This is a genomic window from Saccharicrinis aurantiacus (assembly GCF_947489045.1).
Taxonomy (GTDB): domain Bacteria; phylum Bacteroidota; class Bacteroidia; order Bacteroidales; family Marinilabiliaceae; genus Saccharicrinis; species Saccharicrinis aurantiacus.
Genome location: NZ_CANLCN010000013.1, coordinates 1 through 24076 on the forward strand (window position 1 = coordinate 1; position 24076 = coordinate 24076).

A 24076-nucleotide genomic window follows, 5' to 3' on the forward strand; every position below is an offset into this window, starting at 1 on the left:
CAAGTGGCTTGATCCCTGTCATCAACTCATTATGGCTAATTTTTATTGGTTGGCGGCTCGGAATGACGAGGCGCTTAATTAGTAATCCGAACGCGAAAGGATTCGCGCACGAGCGATGGGTTCTTTTTCTAAAAAACAAAAACCCGAAGTACAAGACAGCTTTTTAACTTGTACTTCGGGTTTATTTATGGGCTTATGGCAGCATCTTAGTTCTGCGATGCCGCTTGCACTTCTTCTTTTTGAGCATTGGTATTCCGGGTTCGTATCTTGGTGTTAATACCATCAATTAAAGAATCAATTACCTCAGCCGTACTTCCGTAGGTATCGGGTAAAAGGTTGTTCATTAAGTTCAGGTAATTCACCACGTTTTCAAAAGCATTTAACACACGCTTTACCACTTCACCAGCTGGTTCTGCCTTATCTCTGGCCGCTTTATTTACACTTCGAGCCAATTCGCTCTCTTTGTAATTTGATTGCGATTTAACCATGCCATTATAAATAGGTGTTAGGCATAGTGTTTCCACTGATTCTAAACCATCAGCATCAATGGCTGCAAACATCGAATTCATTACAGCACTTTGCTTTTCGAGCGATAAACGCGATGGATTACCGCCATTGTTTTTAAGTATTTGATAAATATGCTCCGCAGCTTTTGCTTGCTCTAGTATTGGCGAGCCAATATGCGCTTTTACAATAGCATAAAAGGTGGTACAATAGTTATCTCTGATACCATCTAACTCTTGCACTCGTTTTGTATCATTCAGTTTACGCTCTTGAAATAAAGACTGGGTTAATAGGCCATTCTCGGCATCTAACTTATCAGTAAAAGAAAGTAAATGGGCATCGGGCGTTTCCTGTCCCTCTAAAAACTGGCGTACACTAGTTACCGTTGAGTTACTAAGGTCATTTACTTCATCCATTTTAATGTAGCTCGTTAATAAAGAGCTGATTTGATTGTTTTCCATTCTGAGTTTAAAAAAAATTAGTTAAAGCTGTTTTGTATTTATTTTTAAGATATCCTGTAGAAGCTATTCAATGCTCTTATACTGTATTCACCATATAAAATAAGAGTGTGCAAGTGTTGCTTATTCAAAAAGGGACATTGGCTTTTTAGCTCGCAAGCCTTGTTTAATGCCTAATGAATGTTGCTTTGGCATTTCGCAGGTGTTGCTTGTTAATTTTCAAGATTCAGAATAGAGCTCGCAAGTGCTGCTCGTAAAAAAAGGAACCTTGAAAAACACCTCGCAGGTGTTGCGCCTTGCAAAACCAAGTTTCAAATTGAATGCCGCAAGCCTTGCGAATAGAATTTGAACTTTGCTTTTACATGCTGCAGGTGTTGCGAATAGATTTTGAACGTTCGAAATGGTGCTCGCAGGTATTGCGAGGTCAATTTCCATCACCTCAAGGGCACAAACAGGGGTGTTGAGCTGCTTTTGTTGCGTTAAACCATTTATTGGCGCAGGGTGTAAGCTTATGCTAGCGCATTGATTACAACACAAGCATGTGTTGCAAATACTGCCTTTGGTATTAAATATGGGTAGAACAACAGCCAGAAGGGCTGCATGGCAAAAAATAGATTTCATTTAGGGTATTAGATTAGTTAATATCTATACCGAATATATAATGTTTAGACGATAAAAACTAATACCTAAAGGGTCAATGTATTAGCGAAGGCTCTGAATAAAGCGCAATCGCACACAATAATTAAGGTGTAAAATGGAGCGAAAACGCAGTTCATTCTCGTAAATGAGCATTTCGATGGCTTTGGAAGCCATACGCTAAAACAAAGTTTTATTTACAGCAAGAGACTGTAAATTTCTACCTGTATTAATTTCGTCTCCATTTAGTTTTCCATATTTCTAACTTAATACTAACGCACCGCTTTACTCCACCTTAAATCTTAGTACGGTTTTTAGCTTTTCGGGAGCTACCTTTCTGAAATCAGATAAATATATCTCGCGGTGTGTTTTTGAAATTCGCTTTAAACCTTCACGCTCTGTAAATTCTTCCATTATTTTAAAGGTTTCAGGTTCGTTATCGTAACTACCCACATGCAACATATGAATACATTTTCCTTCTGAAATGGTTTCGAACTTTACATTATTCAGCTGCTCTTGAGGTTTCTTTTGTTGGGTAAGTGCTAACATCTCCTTAAAAAATGCTTCACTTACAAAATTGGGCTGACGAATCATTATTTTAAAAACCAAATCGTCTTTATTAAATGTTCCATCGTATTCTTTACGGGCCTTTTCATTTAAATCCCAAACGCCTTCGAGCGGATAAACGGTAAAGTCAGCGTATCCATCAGGCTTAGCATCCATTTTTTTAAGGGTCATTTTAATGGCATAAGAAACGGCATACAGCGCGCCTATGCACTCGCTAAACAATTCACCATTGGGATTTCCTTCTCCTGAAATAGTTACAAATTTAAATGCAGGTACATCTAGCAATTGAGGTTTTGCTTTTGGTAGGTAAAATTCCTTTTCCGTTTTTCTCCATTCGTGCTTGGTCATCATACTTGGGTTTAATTATTCAAATGTATTACTGATACAATATTACTCATATCCTGGCAAAAATAAACGAGATGCGAGTTTTTTAAATTCTCTAACAAACTGATAATATAGTCGCTTTCAACAGCTTTATTAATTGCAGTGAGCTTAGCAAACAACTCTTCAAAGGAGTGGGTTTTATCTTCAAGTATTTGTAAAATTTGTATGTACTCGGGTTTACCCAATACCATGTTCTCAATCTCTTTATCGTTACAATACTCGGTATAATAAAGCACCTCGTTGTGAGTTTGTATTTTATATCTAAAGGTATTCTCTTTATAATAATCTTCAATGTCAATTAACTTTTTCCACTCCTTATTATTGATAGGTACATCGGCCTTAAACCTGAATAAATGAAAACGTTGCTCGTTATTAGAGTATTTATCAGGCATCAAATACGATAAATCATCATCGTTATAAGTGGCCACTTGATCTTGGGGCAACTCGGCATAATACTTCGACATAGAAGACAGAACCAACTCAACGTAGGTATGCGAAAAGGATACCGTGCTATCGTTATAAAAGAAACGCAGGTAATGCAAATTATCAATACACTCGCGCACATCATCTTCGGTTTCGCCGGGTACATGTTTAATTACATTTACCAAAGGTGCAATTCCGTTTTTAATGGAGTGTTTCACAAAGAATATATTATCGGCAAAATCGTTCTTCTTATTCATCTTTTTCAAGAGCGTATCCGACAAGCCATCGTAACCTATAAATATATTCTTTAATCCAGCAATGGTCATTTTCTTAAGCAAGGAAGCGCTAAACTCCTTATTGGGGATAATCTCAGCCCAAAACACATAATCCACTTCGTTTTGGTAGCGCAAATCAATAATTAAATCTAACAATTTCTCAAAATGAGCCAAGTTGCCAAAGGTGTCACTATCCACAAAGTTGTACGATGAAATACCATACTTATTGGTATAAAACTCTATTTCGTTTAGGATACATTCGGGGGTGCGCATCCGTAATTTGTAGCCCTTATTAAAATCGCAAAATTTGCACTTTAACCAGTGGCACGATCGTATGGTATTAATGGGGAAGTTAACCTGATCCAGTTCATCCTGCTCGGGATAACTTGCCATATAATCGCTGTAATCAGGATATAGGTACGATTTAAAATCGAGATACTCACTTTTAACCAAGCCCGACTTCTTTATCTCCGCTCCTTCTCTATAGGCTAATCGCGATACTTGAGAAAAATTGGGATGCTCCGTCTGTATCTCTTCCATAAAATTGAGCAAGGGATATTCGCCTTCGCCCCAAGTGGTAAAATCAAAATCGGCACAAAGATTCATGGCTTCCTTAGCCACCTCAAAATTTCCAAATCCGCCCACTATTATTTTCGATTGCGGAGAACGCTTTTTAATTTCGGCCGCCAACACCATTCCTGGAATCCACTGATTATATTTGGCACTAAAGCCAAACACAGTAGGTTCTGATAAATCCATTTTATCTAATTCGGCATTAATTACCGCAAAAATCTCCTTTTTCTTCTCCTCCAAAAAGTTGGAATAGTATGCTGGATCGTAAAACTTCTCTTCGGGTTTTAACTGATATAATAACGATTCTATTCTTTTGTTGCCTTTGGCATTTCCTTCCATATCATTTAATATGGATAAGAAAGGTAAAATCTTCACCTCTGTTTCTTCGTCAATAGCCTCTTCTTCCGATTCGATATAATCAGACATCACCGACAGCATAAAATTCCAATACTTAAGCTCTACTTCCAAGCCCTTTTGCTGAAGAAACGATTTTAATATGGATAGCGAAATTGATGGACTTTGCGTATCTACTGGAGGTAAGCAATTTAAAAGTATCTTCATTTTTAATTATGCTATTTTGTAACTATTGAGTGTTGATTTACTCAGGATATTAACATGGATGCGCCACAAAATTAAACTTAATTACCCTGAATGATAGTTTTTAATCCGAAAAGATGAATACTTATTTGTCCTTCTCAGTAATTACCCCCTGATACCCCATAAGCACACTAATTAACTAAGCTTTTACACCCGATTATTTTAGGGTATAAATTCTAATTTCATCTTCACTATTAAATTCAATCAATCACCAAGTAAAAATAGATATGAAGAAACTATTCCTCTTTATAATTAGCGCATTAATAATTACGAATTCAGCATTTGCACAAAATAGCAAACCCAATATACTTTGGATTATAACCGACGACCAACGTGCTGATGCTTTAGCTTGTTTTAACCAAGCCAATACTGGAACTAAAGAAAGTAAACTAGGATATGTTGAATCACCCAATATTGATGCGCTGGCTAAAGAAGGCGTTATTTTCACCAAAGCCTTCTGTAACTCCCCGGCCTGTGCCCCATCTCGCGGATCAATGCACACCGGAAAATACCCACACCACTCAGGTATTTATGGTTTTGAGCAAACGCATACCAAAGCCAAACACTATAATCCGGTAATTCCTGAAGTGATGAAAACGCAAGGCTACAATACCGCTCGTATGGGTAAAAGTGGCATTTATATTTTTGAGTGGGAGAATGGTTTAACGTGGACATCGCCCGATTTTTATAACACTGTGGTGGATGCAAAAAACAACTTAAAACGCAAAGGGCATACCGACTTTTACAATGCCACAATTAACGGCAAAGGGGCTGATGCCGGTAAAGCCGAAGTTTGGTATTTTCCCGATGGATCGAAAAAAACAATTTACCACGAGCGTAAGAATGCAGTTTTAACAGATGAGGATAAAGCATTAAAGAAACAAGTAGATACAGATCAGGATGTACTGCGAGCTTACACCCGTTCACAATCTAATATGATTTTAGGAGGAGTGAGTCCGCTTACGGGCGATAAAATGCTCGATGGGCAAATCACTGCTGCTTTCCAAAATTATTTAAATAATGCCAACAAATCATATACAGCCGTTGATGGCACAAATTTACAAGGTCCAAAAACTAACGAACCTCAATTCATCCATTTAGGATATCACTTCCCGCATTCTCCTATCCTTCCTCCGCATTCATTCCGCGAGCGTTTTAAAGATAAAGTATATCAGATACCTGATTTTGATAAAGCTGAATTAAAGAAACTACCGACTCAACTTCAGAAACTTTACGATAAAATGAAAGTGGATGATATGAATGATGATGAAAAGCAACAGTTGGTGAGAGACTATTACGCATTTTGTGCCTATGGCGATTCTTTAATTGGAGAATCGGTAAAATCGTTTAAGAAATACTGTGCCGATAATAAGCAAGAGTACCTTATTGTAATGGCTTGCGGCGATCATGGCTGGCATTTAGGTGAGCAAGGCATAAGTGCCAAATTTGGACCATACGATAAGTCGAACCACACCACGGTAATTGCAGTTGCATCAGACAAAAAGAAATTCCCTGCTGGTAAAGTGGTAAATAACTACGTTGAGTTTGTTGATTTTGCGCCAACCTTTTTTGCCGCCGCAGGCATCGATGTAAATACAAAAACTTACGATTATTTAGATGGATACGATTTGGCAGAAACCGTAAACGGAAAGAAAAAACCACGTCAATACATTCTGGGTGAGATGAACCACGTATATGGCGACAGAGCTTACATACGTTGCGAAGATTTTGCCTTTTCGATGCGCGTAAAAAAAACAAATGGCAAACCCAATACCAAAACCATGGGTGTAAATTTAAAATGGGCATTAACTGCCGATGCCAAAGCAGTTGAAATGGCACTATACGATTTAAGAGTGGATGCTAACGAACAATCTAATGTGGCCTACGAAAAAGAATACAAACAACTGGCTAGTTTCTTCCGCAACAAATTGGGTAATATTGTATTGGGCGATGGCCGAGTAGAATGCGATTGGAAAAAAGAAAATCAATGGGTAAAAAGTGATTTTGCATTGGGTGCCGATGATAAAAAACTAAACATCCCAAAGAAAATCATCCCTAAAAAATAAACCCACCAAAATTAATAAGTAGACAATTATGAAACGTATTTATATAGCAATCTTAACTTTATCCCTATTACTAAATGTATTAAGTGCCCAAGATAGGCCAAACATTGTATTTCTTTTATCCGATGATCAAACTAGTGCTGCCACAGGATGCTATGGTAACAATCAGGTAATTACACCTAACATTGATAAAATGGCTAGCGAAGGCGTAATGTTTAGTAATTACTATAATACCACTTCAATATGTATGGCTAGCAGGGCTTGCCTGATAACAGGTATGTATGAGTACAAAACGGGTTGTAATTTTATGCACGGCCCCTTACATAAGGATAAGTTCGAAAAATCCTTTCCTGTAATAATGCGCAAAGAAGGTTATTTTACGGGTTTTGCAGGCAAGTTTGGAATGGCAGTTTCTGATGGCGATAGTTGGGACGATAAATCGTGGGAGGTAATGCCTGTTGATGCTTATGATAGATGGGGAGGTGGCCCTGGACAAACCAATTACAAAACTGCCAAAAACGAACGTATTGCACAGTACGCTGATGAATACCCGCATAGTACTAGAGCTTATGGGGCTTGGGCGAACGATTTTATAACGGATGCCAAAAAATCAGGCAAACCCTTTTGCATGTCCATAAGTTTTAAGGCGCCACACCTTCCATTTACTCCTGATAAGTATTTTGACGATGTATATGCCAATAAGGTTTTTGAGAAACCTGCGAATTACGGTGCCGAAAATGCAACACACCTATCTCCTCAGGCCAAATCGGGGCGTCAATACAATGCTTATAATTTTTGGCGCGAATCCGAAGAATCGTATCAAAAAGCTATGCGTACCTATAATCAATTAATACATGGTGTAGATTATGCTTTAGGCATGATTAGAAAAGCCTTGGAAGAACAAGGTGTGGCTGATAATACAATAATTATTTTTACCAGCGATAATGGTTATAGCTGTGGTGCCCATAATTTTGGTGGCAAAGTTTTACCTTACGAAGAGGCTTCTAAATCGCCTTGTGTTATTTACGATCCGCGTATTCCTGAAAACAAAAGAGGTATGAAACGTGAAACGGTAGCTGCTAATATAGACATTGCTCCTACCATATTAAGCTACGCCGGCATAAAAGCTCCTGATAATATGGATGGCAAAGATTTAAACCTATTAATTAATAATCCCAATAAGTTTAAGCGCGAAACCATAACCTTAACTAACATGTGGGGCAATGATGAGATTCAATCCATATCTGTGGTTTCAAAAGATTGGAAGTACATTTACTGGCAATACGAGAATGAAAAGATGAAACCCACCGAAGAACTCTTTTTTGTGGGCAAAGATAGACTTGAAATGAAGAATGAAGTTAAGAATCCTGAACATAAGAATCAACTTAACTCCATGCGCCAACAATACGATAAACAAGTGCAGGAAATAAGCAAGGGCGCTGTTAATTATAACGACTACCAAAAGTACAGCATCCTATTTGATAGAAACGCAAGTGCTGAAGAAAAAAAGCCCTACCTAACGGGCGATTATGAGCAAGTGCTTAAAGAAGCAACTCAAAAAAGAAAAGAAAAACAGAAACAAAATAAACACTAGAAATAATAATCGATAAATATGATGCCGCACTATTACAGTGCGGCATTTGTTTTTTTAAGGCAATTTGTATTATAAATGCACTAAAAATCTTTTCGGGCTATTGCTATGTCTTTGTGGAATAAAATAGGGCTCCAAAACCCTGCATCTTTGTAATGTAATTAAAAACAACATTTAAACACAAAACATATTACGTCATGAAAAAGTTAAATTTATTATTCGCAGTTCTTATTAGTATGTTCACTCTAGGAGTAACAGCACAAGAAATTATTCACGATGCAGATCACTATGTATTATTAAAACAACATGGTGACGATTGGAAGAAGCAAGACAAAGAAATAAACAAAAAGCTAAAAGCTTTAGAGAAAAAACATGGTACTAAACCAAACATCATACACATTATGTGGGATGATACAGGTGTTGGTGAAGTAGGTATACCAGAAATACAAAAAGTAAGAGGTTTTGAAACGCCTAACATGAACAACATGGCAAAAGAAGGTATGAACATGATGCGTATGTATACCGAACCAAGTTGTACACCAACAAGAGCTGACGCTATGACAGGCCGATATGCTGTTAGAACTGGGATGCACACAGTAAGTTTCCCTATAGAGAATTCAGGGATAGATGGTGATGAAATAACCATTGCTGAAGTATTATCAGATGCAGGTTATTCAACAGCATTCTACGGAAAATGGCACTTAGGTGATACTGAAGAGAGTTATGCTCACAATCAAGGTTTTGATGAAGCATTCTTTACTCCTTACAACCAAGTACCAAGTATGTGGGTTCGTGAAGCTGAAGCTAATAATGTAGTAACTGGATTGTATCCTGAATTATATGGTGAGGATATTTACGACATAGACAACTCATGGCAACCAATTGGATACGTTTGGACTTTAGAAGGAACCAAAGGCGGAAAAACATATGAGTGGGGAGCTCCTCCAGCAGTACCAAACTTCTGGGATATTGATAAAGAGTGTGAAAAACGTACCATCGAGTTCATCAGAAAAAATGCAGCTGAAAAGAAACCTTTTTACACAGCATATTGGCCAACAGTAACGTCATTTATTCCTGATGTAAGATCTCCAGAAAAGTTAACAGCAAACAAAAATGTATTACAAGAAGGTTTAGTAAAAGTAGATGAATTTATTGGTGAGTTACATGAAGAGCTTGAAGCATTAGGAATTGCTGAAAACACCTTAGTTATTATAATGGCAGATAATGGCCCATTTACCCACCACGGACCTAGAGGAATGGTAGAAACATTATACACTGGAGGAAAAGGTGATTTAACTGAAGGTGGCGTACGAGTTCCTTGTATTGCAACATGGCCAGGAATGATTGAAGAAGGACAGATTGTTGGAGATATAATTCACGTAACCGATTTATATACAACATTTGCAAGCATAGGTGGTGCTACAGACTATATACCAAGAGACCGAGTAATTGATGGTGTTGATCAAACTTCTTTATTAGTGAATGGAGATGGTTATAGCCGCAGAGATTATGTAATGATTTACCAAGGACCTAATTTAGCTGCTGGTGTAAAAGGCCGATTTAAAAAAGATTATAAAAATGCTGAACCAGGATTATCAGGAGCTGAGTTTTACGACTTATACACTGATCCACGTGAGCAGAATCCTGAAATGATACAACAATTCCATACAAAAAGTATGTTCCAACGTCAGAAAGAACGTCACTTAATGTTTATGGATAAATATCCAAACAGACCTGATGCAACTAGAGGAATTCCATTACAAGGCATAGAAAACGTAAGACCAGAAACAGAAGCATTATATCACGCTCCGTTTAATGAAAGCGATTTACCTTTCGATATTAACGAAGTAATAGAATTTGAAATGCCATATGTGGATACTAAAAAATAATAGTAGTAAGTAGTGTTAAAGTGTAGGAAGGGCCAGCTCAACAGAGCTGGCTCTTTTTGTTATTAGATTTCTAAAGCACTGATTAGTACTAGTACCATTGTATGGCGAAAAACACCCTTAAATCAGCGCCTCAAACCTTAATTAAAAACGCTTCTCTCAGACTCTAACCAACAAGTAAAAGTTCATATCAAAATACTCTATTAAGGTATAAACTAAACTTCTTATTATCACAAAAATGCACTAAACATCTTTTTGGGCTATTGCTATGTCTTTGTGGAATAAAACAGGAGCCTCAAATCCAACATCTTTGTAATGTAATTAATCACAGAGATGTAATCGCAAAAATAAAACGTTATGAAAAAGTTAAATTTATTAGTTGCAGCCCTTATTAGTTTATTCACAATAAACATTACGGCACAAGAAATTATTCACGATGCAGATCACTATGTATTATTAAAACAACATGGTGACGATTGGGAGAAGCAAGACAAAGAAATCGACAAAAAGCTAAAAGCTTTAGAGAAAAAACATGGTACTAAACCAAACATTATACACATTATGTGGGATGACTCAGGTGTTGGTGAAGTAGGTATACCAGAAATACAAAAAGTAAGAGGTTTTGAAACGCCTAACATGAACAACATGGCAAAAGAAGGTATGAACATGATGCGTATGTATACCGAACCAAGTTGTACACCAACAAGAGCTGATGCCATGACAGGCCGATATGCTGTTAGAACTGGGATGCACACAGTAAGTTTCCCTATAGAGAATTCAGGAATAGATGGTGATGAAGTAACCATTGCTGAAGTTTTATCAGACGCAGGTTATTCAACAGCATTCTACGGAAAATGGCACTTAGGGGATACAGAAGAGAGTTATGCACACAACCAAGGTTTTGATGAAGCATTCTTTACTCCTTACAACCAAGTTCCTAGTATGTGGGTTCGTGAAGCTGAAGCTAATAATGTAGTAACTGGATTGTATCCTGAATTATATGGTGAAGATATTTACGACATAGACAAATCGTGGCAACCAATTGGGTACGTTTGGACTTTAGAAGGAACCAAAGGCGGAAAAACATATGAGTGGGGAGCTCCTCCAGCAGTACCAAACTTCTGGGATATTGATAAAGAGTGTGAAAAACGTACCATCGAATTCATCAGAAAAAATGCAGCTGAAAAGAAACCTTTTTACACAGCATATTGGCCAACAGTAACGTCATTTATTCCTGATGTAAGATCTCCAGAAAAACTAACAGCAAACAAAAATGTATTGCAAGAAGGTTTAGTAAAAGTGGATGAATTTATTGGTGAGTTACATGAAGAGCTTGAAGCATTAGGAATTGCTGAAAACACCTTAGTTATTATAATGGCAGATAATGGCCCATTTACCCACCACGGACCTAGAGGAATGGTAGAAACATTATATACTGGCGGTAAAGGTGATTTAACTGAAGGCGGCGTAAGAGTTCCTTGTATTGCAACATGGCCAGGTATGATTGAAGAAGGACAGATTGTTGGAGACATTATTCACGTAACCGATTTATATACAACATTTGCAAGCATCGGTGGTGCTACAGACTATATACCAAGAGACCGAGTAATTGATGGTGTTGATCAAACTTCTTTATTAGTAAATGGTGATGGTTATAGCCGCAGAGATTATGTAATGATTTACCAAGGGCCTAATTTAGCTGCTGGTGTAAAAGGCCGATTTAAGAAAGATTATAAAAATGCTGAACCAGGATTATCGGGAGCTGAGTTTTACGACTTATACACTGATCCACGTGAGCAGAATCCTGAAATGATACAACAATTCCATACAAAAAGTATGTTCCAACGTCAGAAAGAGCGTCACTTAATGTTTATGGAGAAATATCCGAACAGACCTGATGCAACTAGAGGAATTCCTTTACAAGGCATAGAAAACGTAAGACCTGAAACAGAAGCATTATATCACGCTCCGTTTAATGAAAGCGATTTACCTTTCGATATTAACGAAGTAATAGAATTTGAAATGCCATATGTGGATACTAAAAAATAATAGTAGTAAGTAGTGTTAAAGTGTAGGAAGGGCCAGCTCAACGGAGTTGGCTCTTCCTTTTTTTTTGAGTTTTTTTATAAATGAACCAAACCTTTTATATTACAAATCCTTTAGCTATTAATTCAACACTTCATTTTATGCAAAAACAGATTGAATTCTACGAGAATAAGTTGGCTTTTGAAATGGACTCATCCGATTTATACCAAGCCTTTGAAAACAGCTCTGATTATATTGCAATAGATACCCGTCAGGCTTTTGGTTTTGAAAAAGAGCATATTCCAACTGCCATTAATATTCCGCACAAAGAGATGACTAAGGAGAATACCCAACATCTTGATAAATCAAAAATATATGTTTGCTATTGCGATGGAATTGGATGTAATGCTTCAACCAAAGGTGCTTTAAATATGACCAAATTAGGTTTTAAAGTAAAAGAATTAATTGGCGGCATTGAATGGTGGAAGTTTGATGGCTACGCAACCGAAGGATCCGCTGCTTCCGACGGCTCACAATTTAAATGCTCTTGTTAGCAAATGCTAAAACTATTTGAAAACAGTCAGCAATATATCACCTTAAGTGATGATGATAAAGTTTCGCTTTATAATGCCGTTGAAAAAAGAGTTTACCATCGTAATAAAACTTACTTTGTCAGCAAGCAAAGTTGAAGAGTGTTTTAATGCTGAAGTAAAAAAACAAAACACCTAATTATTAATTACTATGAAAGAATTTTGGGACGAACGTTTTAGTCAATCTGAATTTGCTTACGGAACAGATGCAAGCATATATGTACAAAAGGTATTACCACAATTAACACCCGGAAAAATATTATTCCCTGCCGAGGGCGAAGGTCGCAATTCAGTGTTTGCAGCGCAACTTGGCTGGAAAGTTTCCGCCTTCGATTTTAGTATAAAAGGCAAAGAAAAAGCAGATAAGTTGGCCCAATCAAAAGGAGTAAAAGTTGATTACACAGTTCAAAGCTTTATGCAAGAACAATATGAAGCTGAAGAATTTGATGCCATATGCATGTCATCCGTTCATTTCCCGCCAAACATTAAAACTGCAATGCATCAGAGGTTAAACTCCTATTTAAAAGTTGGAGGTTATTTTATTATTGATGCATTTAGCAAAGAACATCGAGAGATTAATAAACTGAACCCTGCTGCTGGTGGCCCACCAGATGCTGATATGATGTATTCGATAGAAGAAATTAAGACTGATTTCAGTAATTACGAATTCATCGAGCTAAAAATAGAGCGCCCTCATTTAAAGGAAGGATTCGGACATGTGGGCGAAAGCTCAATGATACGTTTTATAGGCAAGAAGATCAGACTTAATTAAACAAATCATCTATAATTATTGGTTTCACATTGTGTATTCATCAATAATTATCAACTCACAATGGCTAGTGCTGTATAAAACTCCTCGGGTTTAAACTCTATTTATACCCGACTTTTAAGTTTGATAAATACTAGTTTAGTTGCAGACAATAGATCATCGTGTCAACTAAACTGTATTTACACTTATAATATTTATATGAAGAAATTACTACTGCTTATAGCACTGACCTTTTCAATTGTTGCCCACGCACAACTTGATAAAAAGTATTTCAGAAAACTACAAAGTGAACAAATAGAATCAACCGACCTAGTAGAATGGACTCAGTTTGGGCCAGGAATGTCGGGTTATTGCGAAGAGTTTTGGTGCCATCCTACCAATACCGATGTAATGTTTATGTCGCCCGATATGTATAATACTTATGGTACATGGGATAATGGTAAATCGTGGCATACCATAAAAGATGTTGATGGCACTGGGGTGGATATGCGACGGGTGCAATCCATTACATTTTCGCATCAAGATCCAAATTTTGGACTAGCCATTGATGTACGTGGCATTTTATACCAATCAAACAACCAAGGCCGCTCATGGGAAGTGATGCCATTTGAAGGTAAAGGGCGTCATTCTGAGTTAGCGGTAGATCCTACCAATGATAATATTTGGTACATGGGAGCTGGTGATTTTTGGAATGTAAAATCCAATCACCGCACTAAAGCTAGTTTAGATGATCCTGCCAAAGGGTATCAGTATAAATATGCTCAATACGGACATATTTACAAGAGTACCAACAAAGGTAAAACATGGAAGAAAATTAAAAAGGGATTACCCGAAACCTTGGATGTTGCCAAAATAATTGTAGACCCAACTAAGCCTAAAAACATTATTATGGCAGCCAATTCGGGCATCTACCTTAGTAAAGATGGTGGTTTAAGTTGGACTTTGGGCGGAAAGGGTTTGCCCAATAACACACCTCGCGATTTAACTTCGTATTACAATGCTAAAACCAAAGATTTTGTATTGTATTTGGTAGAGCAAACTAGCTTTACTCCCGAAGGTAAAACCATAAAGTGTACTGGCGGAGTGTATAGTAGTACCGACCATGGTAAAACTTGGAAAAACATCTCGGGTAACCTGGCGGTTGACATGAATAAAATAAGCTCTTACGGAGGCCGCCAAAAATACTGGAGGTCGATAGCACATTGGCTTGGGCTGAAAAATGATAAGGAGGCAAAAAAACTTTATCCTGAATATAGCACCGAAGTATACAATGTTCTGAATCGCATTGTTGTTAACCCTTTAAATAAGGATGAAATTTATATTTCGCACAATACCAAACACGATAAAGCCTTTTTACCGGGCGATGTTTGGAAAACTAACGATGGCGGCAAAACTTGGATTGCATGTGCCCGCACAGGAAGATATTGGAGCAAAGGAAAAGATAATGCATATTGGCAATCGCGCAACAACCCAACTAAACCCAATACCTATTACGCACACTTGCAAAAAGAACAGAATGAACGTGAAGAAACCTTTGGAAATCGCTTTATGCAAATTAATGCCAAGGGCGATGTTATTATTTGCTTAGAACAACAAGTTATGCGCACCAACAATGGTGGCGATTCGTGGAATCAGATTGATGATTACGAAACGGAACCGGGCAGCAATGCATGGGTAGGTCGTGGTGGCAGTAACCTTCCCGGAAGATTTATCCTTACAGAAACGGGTATCAAAGATCGTTACTTCTTTTGCAGCGGCGAACATGGATTGTGGCAATCGGCTCCTCTTGGCAAATTTGCCGATAAAAAGGCTGTTGCCGTAACTCAAATCGAAGGACAAGTAAATCATAAAGGAGCTACTTCTATTTCGTCGGTAGCCGTACATCCTAACAACCCTGATATTATTTATATGCTGATGTTTCGTCAGGACCATAGAGGAGCATTTAGAAGATCAATGGATGGAGGTAAAACATGGGAAGATATTGCTAAACCTTTGGAGCATGATAGTAATTATTCGATGCAGCATATTTTTCAGTACTCACTTACCATAGATCCTGAGAATCCGGATAACATCTATTTTGTTGTAATGCGCAATGCCATTACTGAGGTTAGTTCGCAACGAGCCCCCAAAGGTTTTAACAAATTTGGCGTAATGAAAAGTACCGATGGAGGTTTCACTTGGGCATTAGCAAATACAGGTTTACCCAATAATTGCAGTGTACATCGCATTGTAATGGATCCTAAAAACACTTCAACCTTATATGCTGCAGTTAATGAAGGAAAAAATGGTGAGCCAGGAGGTTTATTCATTAGCACCGACAAAGCCAATTCATGGCAAGCACTTAAAATACCAGCTCAAATAAAATCGGTAAATAATGTTTTTATCGATAGAAATACTAATGATATATTTTTGGCCTGTGGAACCCAAACAGGATTGCTTGAAGAAGGTGGTGTTTGGCGAAGCAACAACAAGGGGAAATCGTGGAATAAGATATTTGATATGCCATATATTTGGCAAGTTGAAACTTCTCCGGTTAATCCGGATATCATTACCGTTTGTGTAGCTATGCCTCATGAGAAAAAAGGCGCTTGCCCAATAAATCCAGGGAACTACGTATCATTAGATGGTGGCAAAAGTTGGAATAAAATAAACCACAACCTTGGTCAACCTAATACTATAGTAGATTTTAAACCCGATCCGTATCGTGAAGATGTATTTTGGTGTGCACTAAAGGGAAGCGGTTGGTCAATCGGCTACCTAAAAGGAACAAAAAAAGGATGGAGCGAGAAATAATAAAATAAACTAATTACTAAAAAACGAGGCATGGGTTTATACCTTGCCTCGTTCTTATTTTACAAAAAAAACTTCTAATAAATTAAACGCGAATAGTTTTATTGCACTGGTTTAAATACTCTAATCCAATCTACCTTCATGGTATTTCTATCTGGGTTTAATAAATCTTCGTCCGAAGGCGTTCTTCCCGCTTTTACATGCCAATCTTGCGACTCCAGATTCACTATAATATTTAATTCTTTAGTATAGCCTTTTCCTCCCTGATATTCGTAAGGATCAATAATACTAACTGATGAAACAGCATTGGCCTTTTCTAACTCTGCAAAAGAATAATGATCAAGCGTACTGAAATTGGTAATTTTCTGTTTTCCGTTTTTCACGTCTAACTTCCCATCTGTCATTGTTGGATAACCATACTCCCACTTCCCATTTCGTTTTGTAGCTATCGATTTATCGTATAAAACACGATACAACTCTCCATCAATATAATGTTCAAAATGAACAGGACTTTTCCAATACACACCGGTTCGTACATATTTCCGATCGCCATCATTCCAACAATACTCGCCCCATGCTTTTACTCCTTCGCGCTGATACCAAGCACCCATGTCTCGTGGTTGATAATCGGTAAATGGTTTGCGAATAAATGAATGGTGGCTTACATGTATAGATTTCGCAAAATAAGCATTACCGTGCTCAGCACCACCATAGCACTCCATAATGTCTATTTCTTGTGTGGCATCCGGGCTTAACAACCAAACATCTGATGCTAAAACGATGTTGGCTACGCTGGACTTCGACTCAATATATACAGGATATACTACTTTGCCAACAGAACTAATACAACCTGCATTTACGCCACCTTCGGGCTTATCCATTTTTACACCTTTTGTATATACAGGTTCAAACTGCTTATCTTTATTCCAACGAGATGCTTTAATAATAAGCTCACTTCCATCAACCGATGCGTGATTATATTTCCAATAGGTGGTACCTGGTCCATCCCACTTACTATGGTAAAAATTTACCCACTTATTTTCACCAAAAATAGTTTTGGCATTGGTAGGTGCAAATTTGTAGTTGAAATCATCAGACACATCGCCCTGAAATTCCCATTTGACATCCTGTAAATTTGTTGGTAAAGGCATAGTAGCAATCTCATCCATTTTTGAAGTTTTACCTTTACTGGCATCCTTACCACTCCCACACGAAAAAAGTAGTGCTCCAATGGCACATATAAGAATTTGTTTTTTCATATCTATTTTATCAATTATTTTATTTCTTGTTTGTGATAGCAAGAAGTAAATAATATGAAATATTTATGAGTGGCATTTTAAGCTTCTTACATGGGATATTTATGTTTTTGTTTTGAAACTGTACAGTTTTAATATGTACATTCTATTATATAGGATACATTTTTAGGGAATGCATCAAACACACACTGTATTAATATTGAAAACCGATTTTGGCAGAAGTGGCAATAGGTGTAGGATACAGAAAACTCTTATTCTCGCTTACAATAGTATTAACAGAATGTAGTTATCTCTAATATATTTTAGAGTTTATAGGGCATCAATAATCTAACCTAAGTTATTTTACCCTCAATTTTAAAGTAGCATCACAACTATCTCCATTTTTCATCTTTATTTTTGCAGATATTACATCTTCCTCACCCAAGGATATAAGTCGTAAATAAGTCCTTTCGTCCCATGCTACAGGTGTTTTATTAATTTCTAAATTGGTTAATGGATTGGTAAATAACCAATTCTTAGTTAAGGACATGATCTTTTTTGCTGCTAAATTCTCAGATGCGATGGAATGAATCCGAACTATCCCCAGGTTTGTTAACTTGCCTGTACAATCGTAAATAGAATCTTCAAGTATTGTAACATCATCAATTTTATATTGATATACGGTGCTCAATAAAATTTCAGCAATGCCAGAGGGTACAATAATTCCATCGTAAACTACAATGGGTTCAGGTTTAACGGGCAAATTATTATTACTAACATCACTATTACTCTGCTGAGCAAAAGTAAGCATCGAGAAAATAGTTAGAAGGGAGGTAGTTACAAGTAAACGAAGCATAACACACATGTAATTTAGATGAAATACAAGAATTTATTTTCATCTATAAATTACAACATTGATATTACAAAGTCATTTTTATAATGCTATTTTTTTATGGTAATACAATTCTTTTTTTCTGATTTAACGCATTGAAGTTGTTTAAAGTCGTGCTGAAAAACTGCGAGTAACATCTTGATTTTATTGACTTCAGCTAATTTTTATTCCGTAGCTAAGGCTATGCAAGAAAAATTGAGCCTTGTCACTGAAAACCAATATGTCACTCTCGAAATTTCCAGACAACTTTAAACAACTTCATTTTGAATCCAATCTGTTTTAGCAAAAAACATTTATATTTCAAGATCTTGCGCTGAAAAAGAGAGTGGTAAAAGGCCAACTGTATTTTTTGATACTATTATTTTGCTTTCACTATCCATAATTACTCGTAGTGGTGTTTCAAACCTATTTTCAGTTTCGAGCATTACTTGGCGGCACGCACCACAAGGTGCTATTGGGTTGGCAACAGGCTTTCCGTTATTTAAAACACTAATGGCAATGGTTTCAACAGCAATATCAGGAAACTGAGAGTTGGCCCAAAAAATGGCAGTACGTTCAGCACACAAACCTGATGGGTAGGCAGCATTCTCTTGATTATTGCCTGTAATTACTTTTCCGTTTGCCAAACGAACGGCAGCTCCAACACTAAATTTTGAGTATGGTGCATAGGCATTATGGCATGCTTCGCGGGCACTTATTATGAGTTCTTGATCTTGCGGGGTAAGCTCATTTATATCGTCTACTTCAATCAAACTGGTAACTATTTCTATCTTCTTCATGTGGTAAAATTACAAATTATTAGATACAGCATATTAGTTTTAATAGCATTATTAATTGTTACACTAATATCACGCCAAAAAAGTCAATCTCACGCAAAGGGAACCCAATCTCACGCAAGAAATGGTAAATCTCACGCTCCCAAAGTCGATCTCACGTATCGGGTAGCTAATCTCACGATAGTTTATATCTATCTCACAGGTAGTATGGTTAATCTCACGCACTATATTTGCAATCTCATGTGTGAGATTGATGATTTCTAGTGTGAGATTAACTTTATTGACATGAGATTGGATAATTATAGCAAAAACATCATCAAATGATTGATATAAATAAGAAGTTTCGAGTTAGGGCATCAACTCGAACCCGGCTGGCTTAGCGGTAGTAGTGGCATCCTTTGTGAGCCCATTATGGCGAAGCAAAGATATAGCGAATGACGCGACCCGCAGGGTAAGCCCCATATTTTAATGGCTTTAAATATAATGTCAATGGCTTTTTAAAATGAGAACCATAAAACTGAATCTTTTTTTATATTTGCTGCACTCACATAATTAATATTAGTTTGTTAACGTTATTGCAATAGAAATAAGGAAACAAACCCTAAAACAGAAAATTAATGCAGCATAAAATTCGGTTTTCAATTTTACTTTTTGTTGGCACATTGCTTTGTAATTTATCTGCGGCGCAGGAGAGATACAGCACGCCTGATTACATAAAAAAGTACTCGGACTTGGCAGTTAAGGAAATGAAAAGAACGGGAATTCCGGCAAGTATTACTATGGCTCAGGGAATATTAGAATCGGGCAACGGTAATTCTACTTTAGCACGAAAATCGAACAACCACTTTGGAATTAAGTGCCACAGTGATTGGAAGGGCAAAAAAGTGTATCATGATGATGATGCCAAAGGAGAGTGCTTTAGAAAATATGCGAAAGTGTACGATTCGTACATTGATCACTCGGAATTTTTAACAGGAAAGCAACGCTATGCCTCTTTGTTTACTTTAAAAACTACCGACTATAAGGGTTGGGCGCACGGTTTAAAAAAGGCCGGATACGCAACTGACCCTAAGTATGCGCACCGATTAATTAAAATTATTGAGGATTATAATTTGCATAAACTCGATGATAAAAAATACAAAGCGAAGGCTACTAGTTCTGGCGGTTCAAATACGGATAACTTTACAGTGGATGCTTTTAATAACCATACTATTGAGCGTAACAATGGCGTAAGGTATATTAGGGTTAAGGATGGTGATAGCTTTATTGATATTTGCAATGAGTTTGGACTTAAGGAGTGGGAAATTTATAGTTACAATGATTTAAGTAAAGGGGAATCTATACAGGATCATAAGTACCTTTATTTAAGTCCGAAAAAGCGCAAAGCCCACCAATCACATAGTACGCATAAATTAAAAAATGGCGAAACATTGGAATATATTTCGCAAAAGTATGGTATTAAACTGAAATCTATTTACAAGCTAAACCGTTTAGAAGATGGTGCTCAGCCTAAGGATGGAACGGTTATTAATTTAAGAAAGAAGAAAAAGAAATAACCTATATTATAGAAGCAAAAAGGGCGATTGGATTAACTTCCTTCGCCCTTTGTTATTTTTATTAATGCTGTTATTGTTTCACTACTTGTGTTGTGAAAGTAGTGTGATTACCTATAAACTTAATAAAGTATATTCCGCTGGTAATTGAATTATTATTTAGAATAAACGATACTTTAGTTTGGTTGGCTGCAATAGGCTGCTGACTTACTATTTTACCTGAAATACTAATTAATTGTAGGTGATTATAGCCATGTTGCGCTTCTAACTCGATATTGATTTTATCGTTAAACGGATTAGGGTATACTGAAGTAAGGTGGGAATCTATATCATCAACAGCTGTTCCGATTGTAAATTTAGCCCATAGGTTAAAATCTCCTGCCGAGCCATGTTCAATTACAGTAATTTGGTCATCGGTAAAGTTCGCATTATCGTACCAGCCTTTAAAAATATATCCTTGCTTTTCGGCATCTAATAAAACCAAGTCATCATCAGCAGAATTATAACTTGGTGGATTTGTATGTGATCCACCATCGGCATTATAGGTAATGTAATAAGTATCCGGACACCCTTCTTCAACATCTTCGCCAGTAACAATATCCTTTGATTGATACTCGAAACCAATTGATTCTGTATTAACAATTTCGTTAGGATAGGTCAACTGCCCTTCTACTATATCAGAAGCGGTATTTACAACACAAGAAATAGCAGGAGCTATATAACTTTCGCCATCGGGGCCTATGTCCTCATTTATTAAACCTCGTAACTCGCAAGGCATGTATTTAAAGTGCTTAGATTTTACTTGAGCTGTAGAACCATAGCTTGCTTTTACATTTTCGATATAAACATCTTCGTACTTTCCGGGTCCTACATTAATAGTATCGTAACGCGTGTAACCAGATGACATACGAACAGCAAAACCACAATTTACTGATTCGATATTTGAAGCCGAAACTATACCATTATGTGTTTCGTGAGGAGATACCATTAGCGATGCATTCCCATTTTCGCAATAAATATTATCGGCAACAATATTAAAATTGCCGCCTATTTGTTGAATATTCATTTGAGAATAACCGGTTTCTAAACGCAAAGTTACACCGCCTTCGCCCCATAAGTTTTTAAATAAAGTATTATTAAGAGCTTGCGACTGAACCAAGCCATAACCATAGGCAGCTCCATACACATTAATATCTTTTACTATGCCATTGCGCGATGAATACCAATTATCAGGCATTCCGTTGTGCACCTCAGTACCAGTTGTTATTGAAGAAAATCGGGTTAATTTATCGTAAATATTAACATCAGCAATATAAAAATTATCTACGCTGTTTAGTTGAAATACACGCACCCTTGTATTTAAAGCATCGCGTAAATCAACGGTATATTTTTCGTCAGCCTGTTTACATCTGATACTTGCATTTTTAAAATCGTAATTTTTGTAAGTAAAATAAAAGATGGTGTAGTTTTTATAGTCATCAGGGTCTACTCCCACCCACTCATCTTGAGTAGGTTTAATAATAGCATCTTTATCAATTTCGATATGGATATTATTATCTAAATAAATTTTGGTGAGGTAATAGGTACCAGCTGGTATGTATATTCTTCCGCCGTTTTCGAGCTGTGTTAATTCTGAAATGGCAGTTTTTAAAGCTTGGCTATCGTCAAGTTCATCGTTTCCATTAGCTCCATAATCCGTCACCAGATTTTTTGATACTGCTAAATCAATATAATCTGTATAAAAGTCGGCCTCATCCTGCGCCCAGATTCCACTCAAGCAAAGTGAAAAAGTAATTAAAGTGTAGATTTTTTTCATGTGTGATATATTATAATTTGCTTACAAAAAAGCTATTTATTATAATTTATTGTGTGTTTAGGGATTAAGCAAAAGTTCGTATGGATACATACAAAAAGGGCACCCTATTGGATGCCCTTAAAATCAGTGCTTAATACGAAAAAACAGACTATTAATTATTATTTATACGAGCCACTTCAAATGGAAATAATTCAGAATGCATATGTTCTTTCATAATAATTTCTTTTAAATGTTTTACCACATCAGGATGATTGGCTGCTACGTTGTTTGTTTCGCCTAAATCGGTAGATAAATCATATAATTCGAAGGTTGGATTCTTAGCCTTCTCTACTTTATATACTACACCTTTCCAATTATTCCAACGCGCTGCAACTCTGCCGCCTGCAACATTCAATTCCCAATACATATGGTCGTGTTTTTTTTGCTGATCTGTATTACCTAATAATGTTGGTAAAAATGAAATCCCATCTCCTTCAGCTTCTAGCTCAATACCAGCAGCATCGGCTAATGTTGGCATTACATCCCAAAAGGCAGAAATATGATCGGATACAGAACCTGCAGGTATTTTTGCAGGCCAACGTGTAATAAATGCTGTACGGATGCCTCCTTCATATAAATCGCGTTTCACGCCACGTAGCGGGCCATAACTATTGAAGAATGCAGGTACAGCTCCCCCTTCGGTATGCGGGCCATTATCGCTAGCAAACATGATGATTGTATTCTCGTCAATACCCAAATCCTCAAGTTGCTCCATAATTTGTCCCATATAGGCATCCATGCGATATACCATTGATGCATAGGTTGCCAAAGGCTGTTCTTGCGAACAATATTTCCAGTATGCCTCCGCTTTTCCTGGTCCATAATCCATTGTGTAATTCGGATTTGTACTCAGGTCGTAAGGAACTTCATCATCGGCATATTTACCATCAAACATAGCCCAAATAGAATCTTTAGGAGATATTAATTCAGCATGTGGTAAAGTGCAGGCCACATAAGCAAAAAATGGTTTATCCTTATTTTCTTTGATAAAGTTTAATGCGCCATTTTGCATAACGTCAGCAGCATAGGTTTTCTTTTGTGTCCAATCGTTACCTTCGAGCATCAATTTTTCATCATTATGCCAAAGGTAAGGTGGATAAAATGAATGTGCCATACGCTGACAGTTAGCTCCTAAAAATTCATCAAACCCCTGGTTTAAAGGATCACCTTCGCTCCCTGGCACTCCTAATCCCCATTTACCAAAACAACCTGTTGCGTAACCTGCTGATTTTAGAACTTCAGCAATGGTTATATTTTCTGCGGTAAGAGGAGCTTGCCCTTCTATGGCATCACCGGCTTCATTAAACAACTCTTTATTTCCTCTAATGTAGGTATGCCCAGTATGCTGGCCTGTTAATAGTGATGAGCGCGATGGAGCACAAACTGCAGTACCACAATAATGCTGCGTAAATTTAATTCCTTCGGCAGCTAACTTATCTAAGTTGGGAGTTTCAAACTTTGTTTGACCATAGCAACCTAAATCGCCATAACCCATATCATCAACTAAAAAGTATATGATATTTGGTTTCTGTTCTACTTTCTTTTGCGCAGGTTTAGATACACATGATGCAAACAAACCTAAACCTATTAAGATTGCTGCACTCCATTTTATTTTCTTCATATAATTATTCATT

Annotated in this window: 16 protein-coding genes; 8 read left to right on the plus strand and 8 right to left on the minus strand. The window is 37.0% G+C overall.

Going from position 1 to position 24076, the window contains the following annotated elements; translation table 11 throughout:
• Positions 1-206: 206 nt before the first annotated feature.
• The 3 genes from QMO11_RS14645 to QMO11_RS14655 form a co-directional block, all read right to left on the minus strand.
• Positions 207-965 (minus strand): DUF6261 family protein, encoded by a 759-nt coding sequence (locus QMO11_RS14645; RefSeq protein WP_282037973.1) that lies wholly within the window; start codon positions 963-965, stop codon positions 207-209.
• A gap of 918 nt (positions 966-1883) precedes the next feature.
• Positions 1884-2513: a GyrI-like domain-containing protein gene (locus tag QMO11_RS14650; protein ID WP_282037974.1), complete on the minus strand. Its 630-nt coding sequence runs from the start codon at positions 2511-2513 to the stop codon at positions 1884-1886.
• Between the two features lie 11 nt (positions 2514-2524).
• Entirely contained in the window at positions 2525-4381 is a 1857-nt protein-coding gene (locus QMO11_RS14655) for a B12-binding domain-containing radical SAM protein (protein WP_282037975.1), read from the minus strand.
• 263 nt (positions 4382-4644) lie between these two features.
• Between QMO11_RS14655 and QMO11_RS14660 the strand changes: the two genes are divergently transcribed.
• The 7 genes from QMO11_RS14660 (at position 4645) to QMO11_RS14690 (ending at position 16134) form a co-directional block, all read left to right on the plus strand.
• Positions 4645-6483 (plus strand): sulfatase-like hydrolase/transferase, encoded by a 1839-nt coding sequence (locus tag QMO11_RS14660; protein ID WP_282037976.1) that lies wholly within the window; start codon positions 4645-4647, stop codon positions 6481-6483.
• Positions 6484-6511: 28 nt separating this feature from the next.
• Complete coding sequence (locus QMO11_RS14665; RefSeq protein WP_282037977.1) at positions 6512-8074, plus strand: sulfatase family protein; 1563 nt, start codon at positions 6512-6514, stop codon at positions 8072-8074.
• Between the two features lie 194 nt (positions 8075-8268).
• Positions 8269-9960 carry a sulfatase-like hydrolase/transferase gene (locus tag QMO11_RS14670; RefSeq protein ID WP_282037978.1) on the plus strand — a complete coding sequence of 564 codons (1692 nt, stop codon included), beginning with the start codon at positions 8269-8271 and terminating at the stop codon, positions 9958-9960.
• Positions 9961-10314: 354 nt separating this feature from the next.
• Positions 10315-12006 (plus strand): sulfatase-like hydrolase/transferase, encoded by a 1692-nt coding sequence (locus QMO11_RS14675; RefSeq protein WP_282037979.1) that lies wholly within the window; start codon positions 10315-10317, stop codon positions 12004-12006.
• Positions 12007-12143: 137 nt separating this feature from the next.
• A complete protein-coding gene (locus QMO11_RS14680; protein WP_282037980.1) occupies positions 12144-12536 on the plus strand; it encodes a rhodanese-like domain-containing protein in 393 nt (130 codons plus the stop codon).
• A gap of 187 nt (positions 12537-12723) precedes the next feature.
• Positions 12724-13344 (plus strand): class I SAM-dependent methyltransferase, encoded by a 621-nt coding sequence (locus tag QMO11_RS14685; RefSeq protein WP_282037981.1) that lies wholly within the window; start codon positions 12724-12726, stop codon positions 13342-13344.
• Positions 13345-13539: 195 nt separating this feature from the next.
• Positions 13540-16134: a VPS10 domain-containing protein gene (locus tag QMO11_RS14690; RefSeq protein WP_282037982.1), complete on the plus strand. Its 2595-nt coding sequence runs from the start codon at positions 13540-13542 to the stop codon at positions 16132-16134.
• Between the two features lie 98 nt (positions 16135-16232).
• On the opposite strand, the gene QMO11_RS14695 is transcribed toward QMO11_RS14690, so the two are convergent.
• The 3 genes from QMO11_RS14695 to cdd form a co-directional block, all read right to left on the minus strand.
• Positions 16233-17390 (minus strand): LamG domain-containing protein, encoded by a 1158-nt coding sequence (locus tag QMO11_RS14695; RefSeq protein ID WP_282037983.1) that lies wholly within the window; start codon positions 17388-17390, stop codon positions 16233-16235.
• A gap of 334 nt (positions 17391-17724) precedes the next feature.
• A complete protein-coding gene (locus tag QMO11_RS14700; protein WP_282037984.1) occupies positions 17725-18222 on the minus strand; it encodes a hypothetical protein in 498 nt (165 codons plus the stop codon).
• Positions 18223-18551: 329 nt separating this feature from the next.
• Positions 18552-19037 (minus strand): cytidine deaminase, encoded by a 486-nt coding sequence (gene cdd / locus QMO11_RS14705; RefSeq protein WP_282037985.1) that lies wholly within the window; start codon positions 19035-19037, stop codon positions 18552-18554.
• Between the two features lie 614 nt (positions 19038-19651).
• Between cdd and QMO11_RS14710 the strand changes: the two genes are divergently transcribed.
• Positions 19652-20590 carry a glucosaminidase domain-containing protein gene (locus QMO11_RS14710; RefSeq protein WP_282037986.1) on the plus strand — a complete coding sequence of 313 codons (939 nt, stop codon included), beginning with the start codon at positions 19652-19654 and terminating at the stop codon, positions 20588-20590.
• A gap of 70 nt (positions 20591-20660) precedes the next feature.
• Here the strand turns inward: QMO11_RS14710 and QMO11_RS14715 are convergent, their stop codons facing one another.
• The gene (locus QMO11_RS14715; protein WP_282037987.1) at positions 20661-22403 is read right to left on the minus strand and encodes a T9SS type A sorting domain-containing protein; all 1743 of its coding nucleotides are present in this window, start codon (positions 22401-22403) and stop codon (positions 20661-20663) included.
• Between the two features lie 151 nt (positions 22404-22554).
• A complete protein-coding gene (locus QMO11_RS14720) occupies positions 22555-24063 on the minus strand; it encodes an arylsulfatase (protein ID WP_282037988.1) in 1509 nt (502 codons plus the stop codon).
• Between the last annotated feature and the right edge of the window lie 13 nt (positions 24064-24076).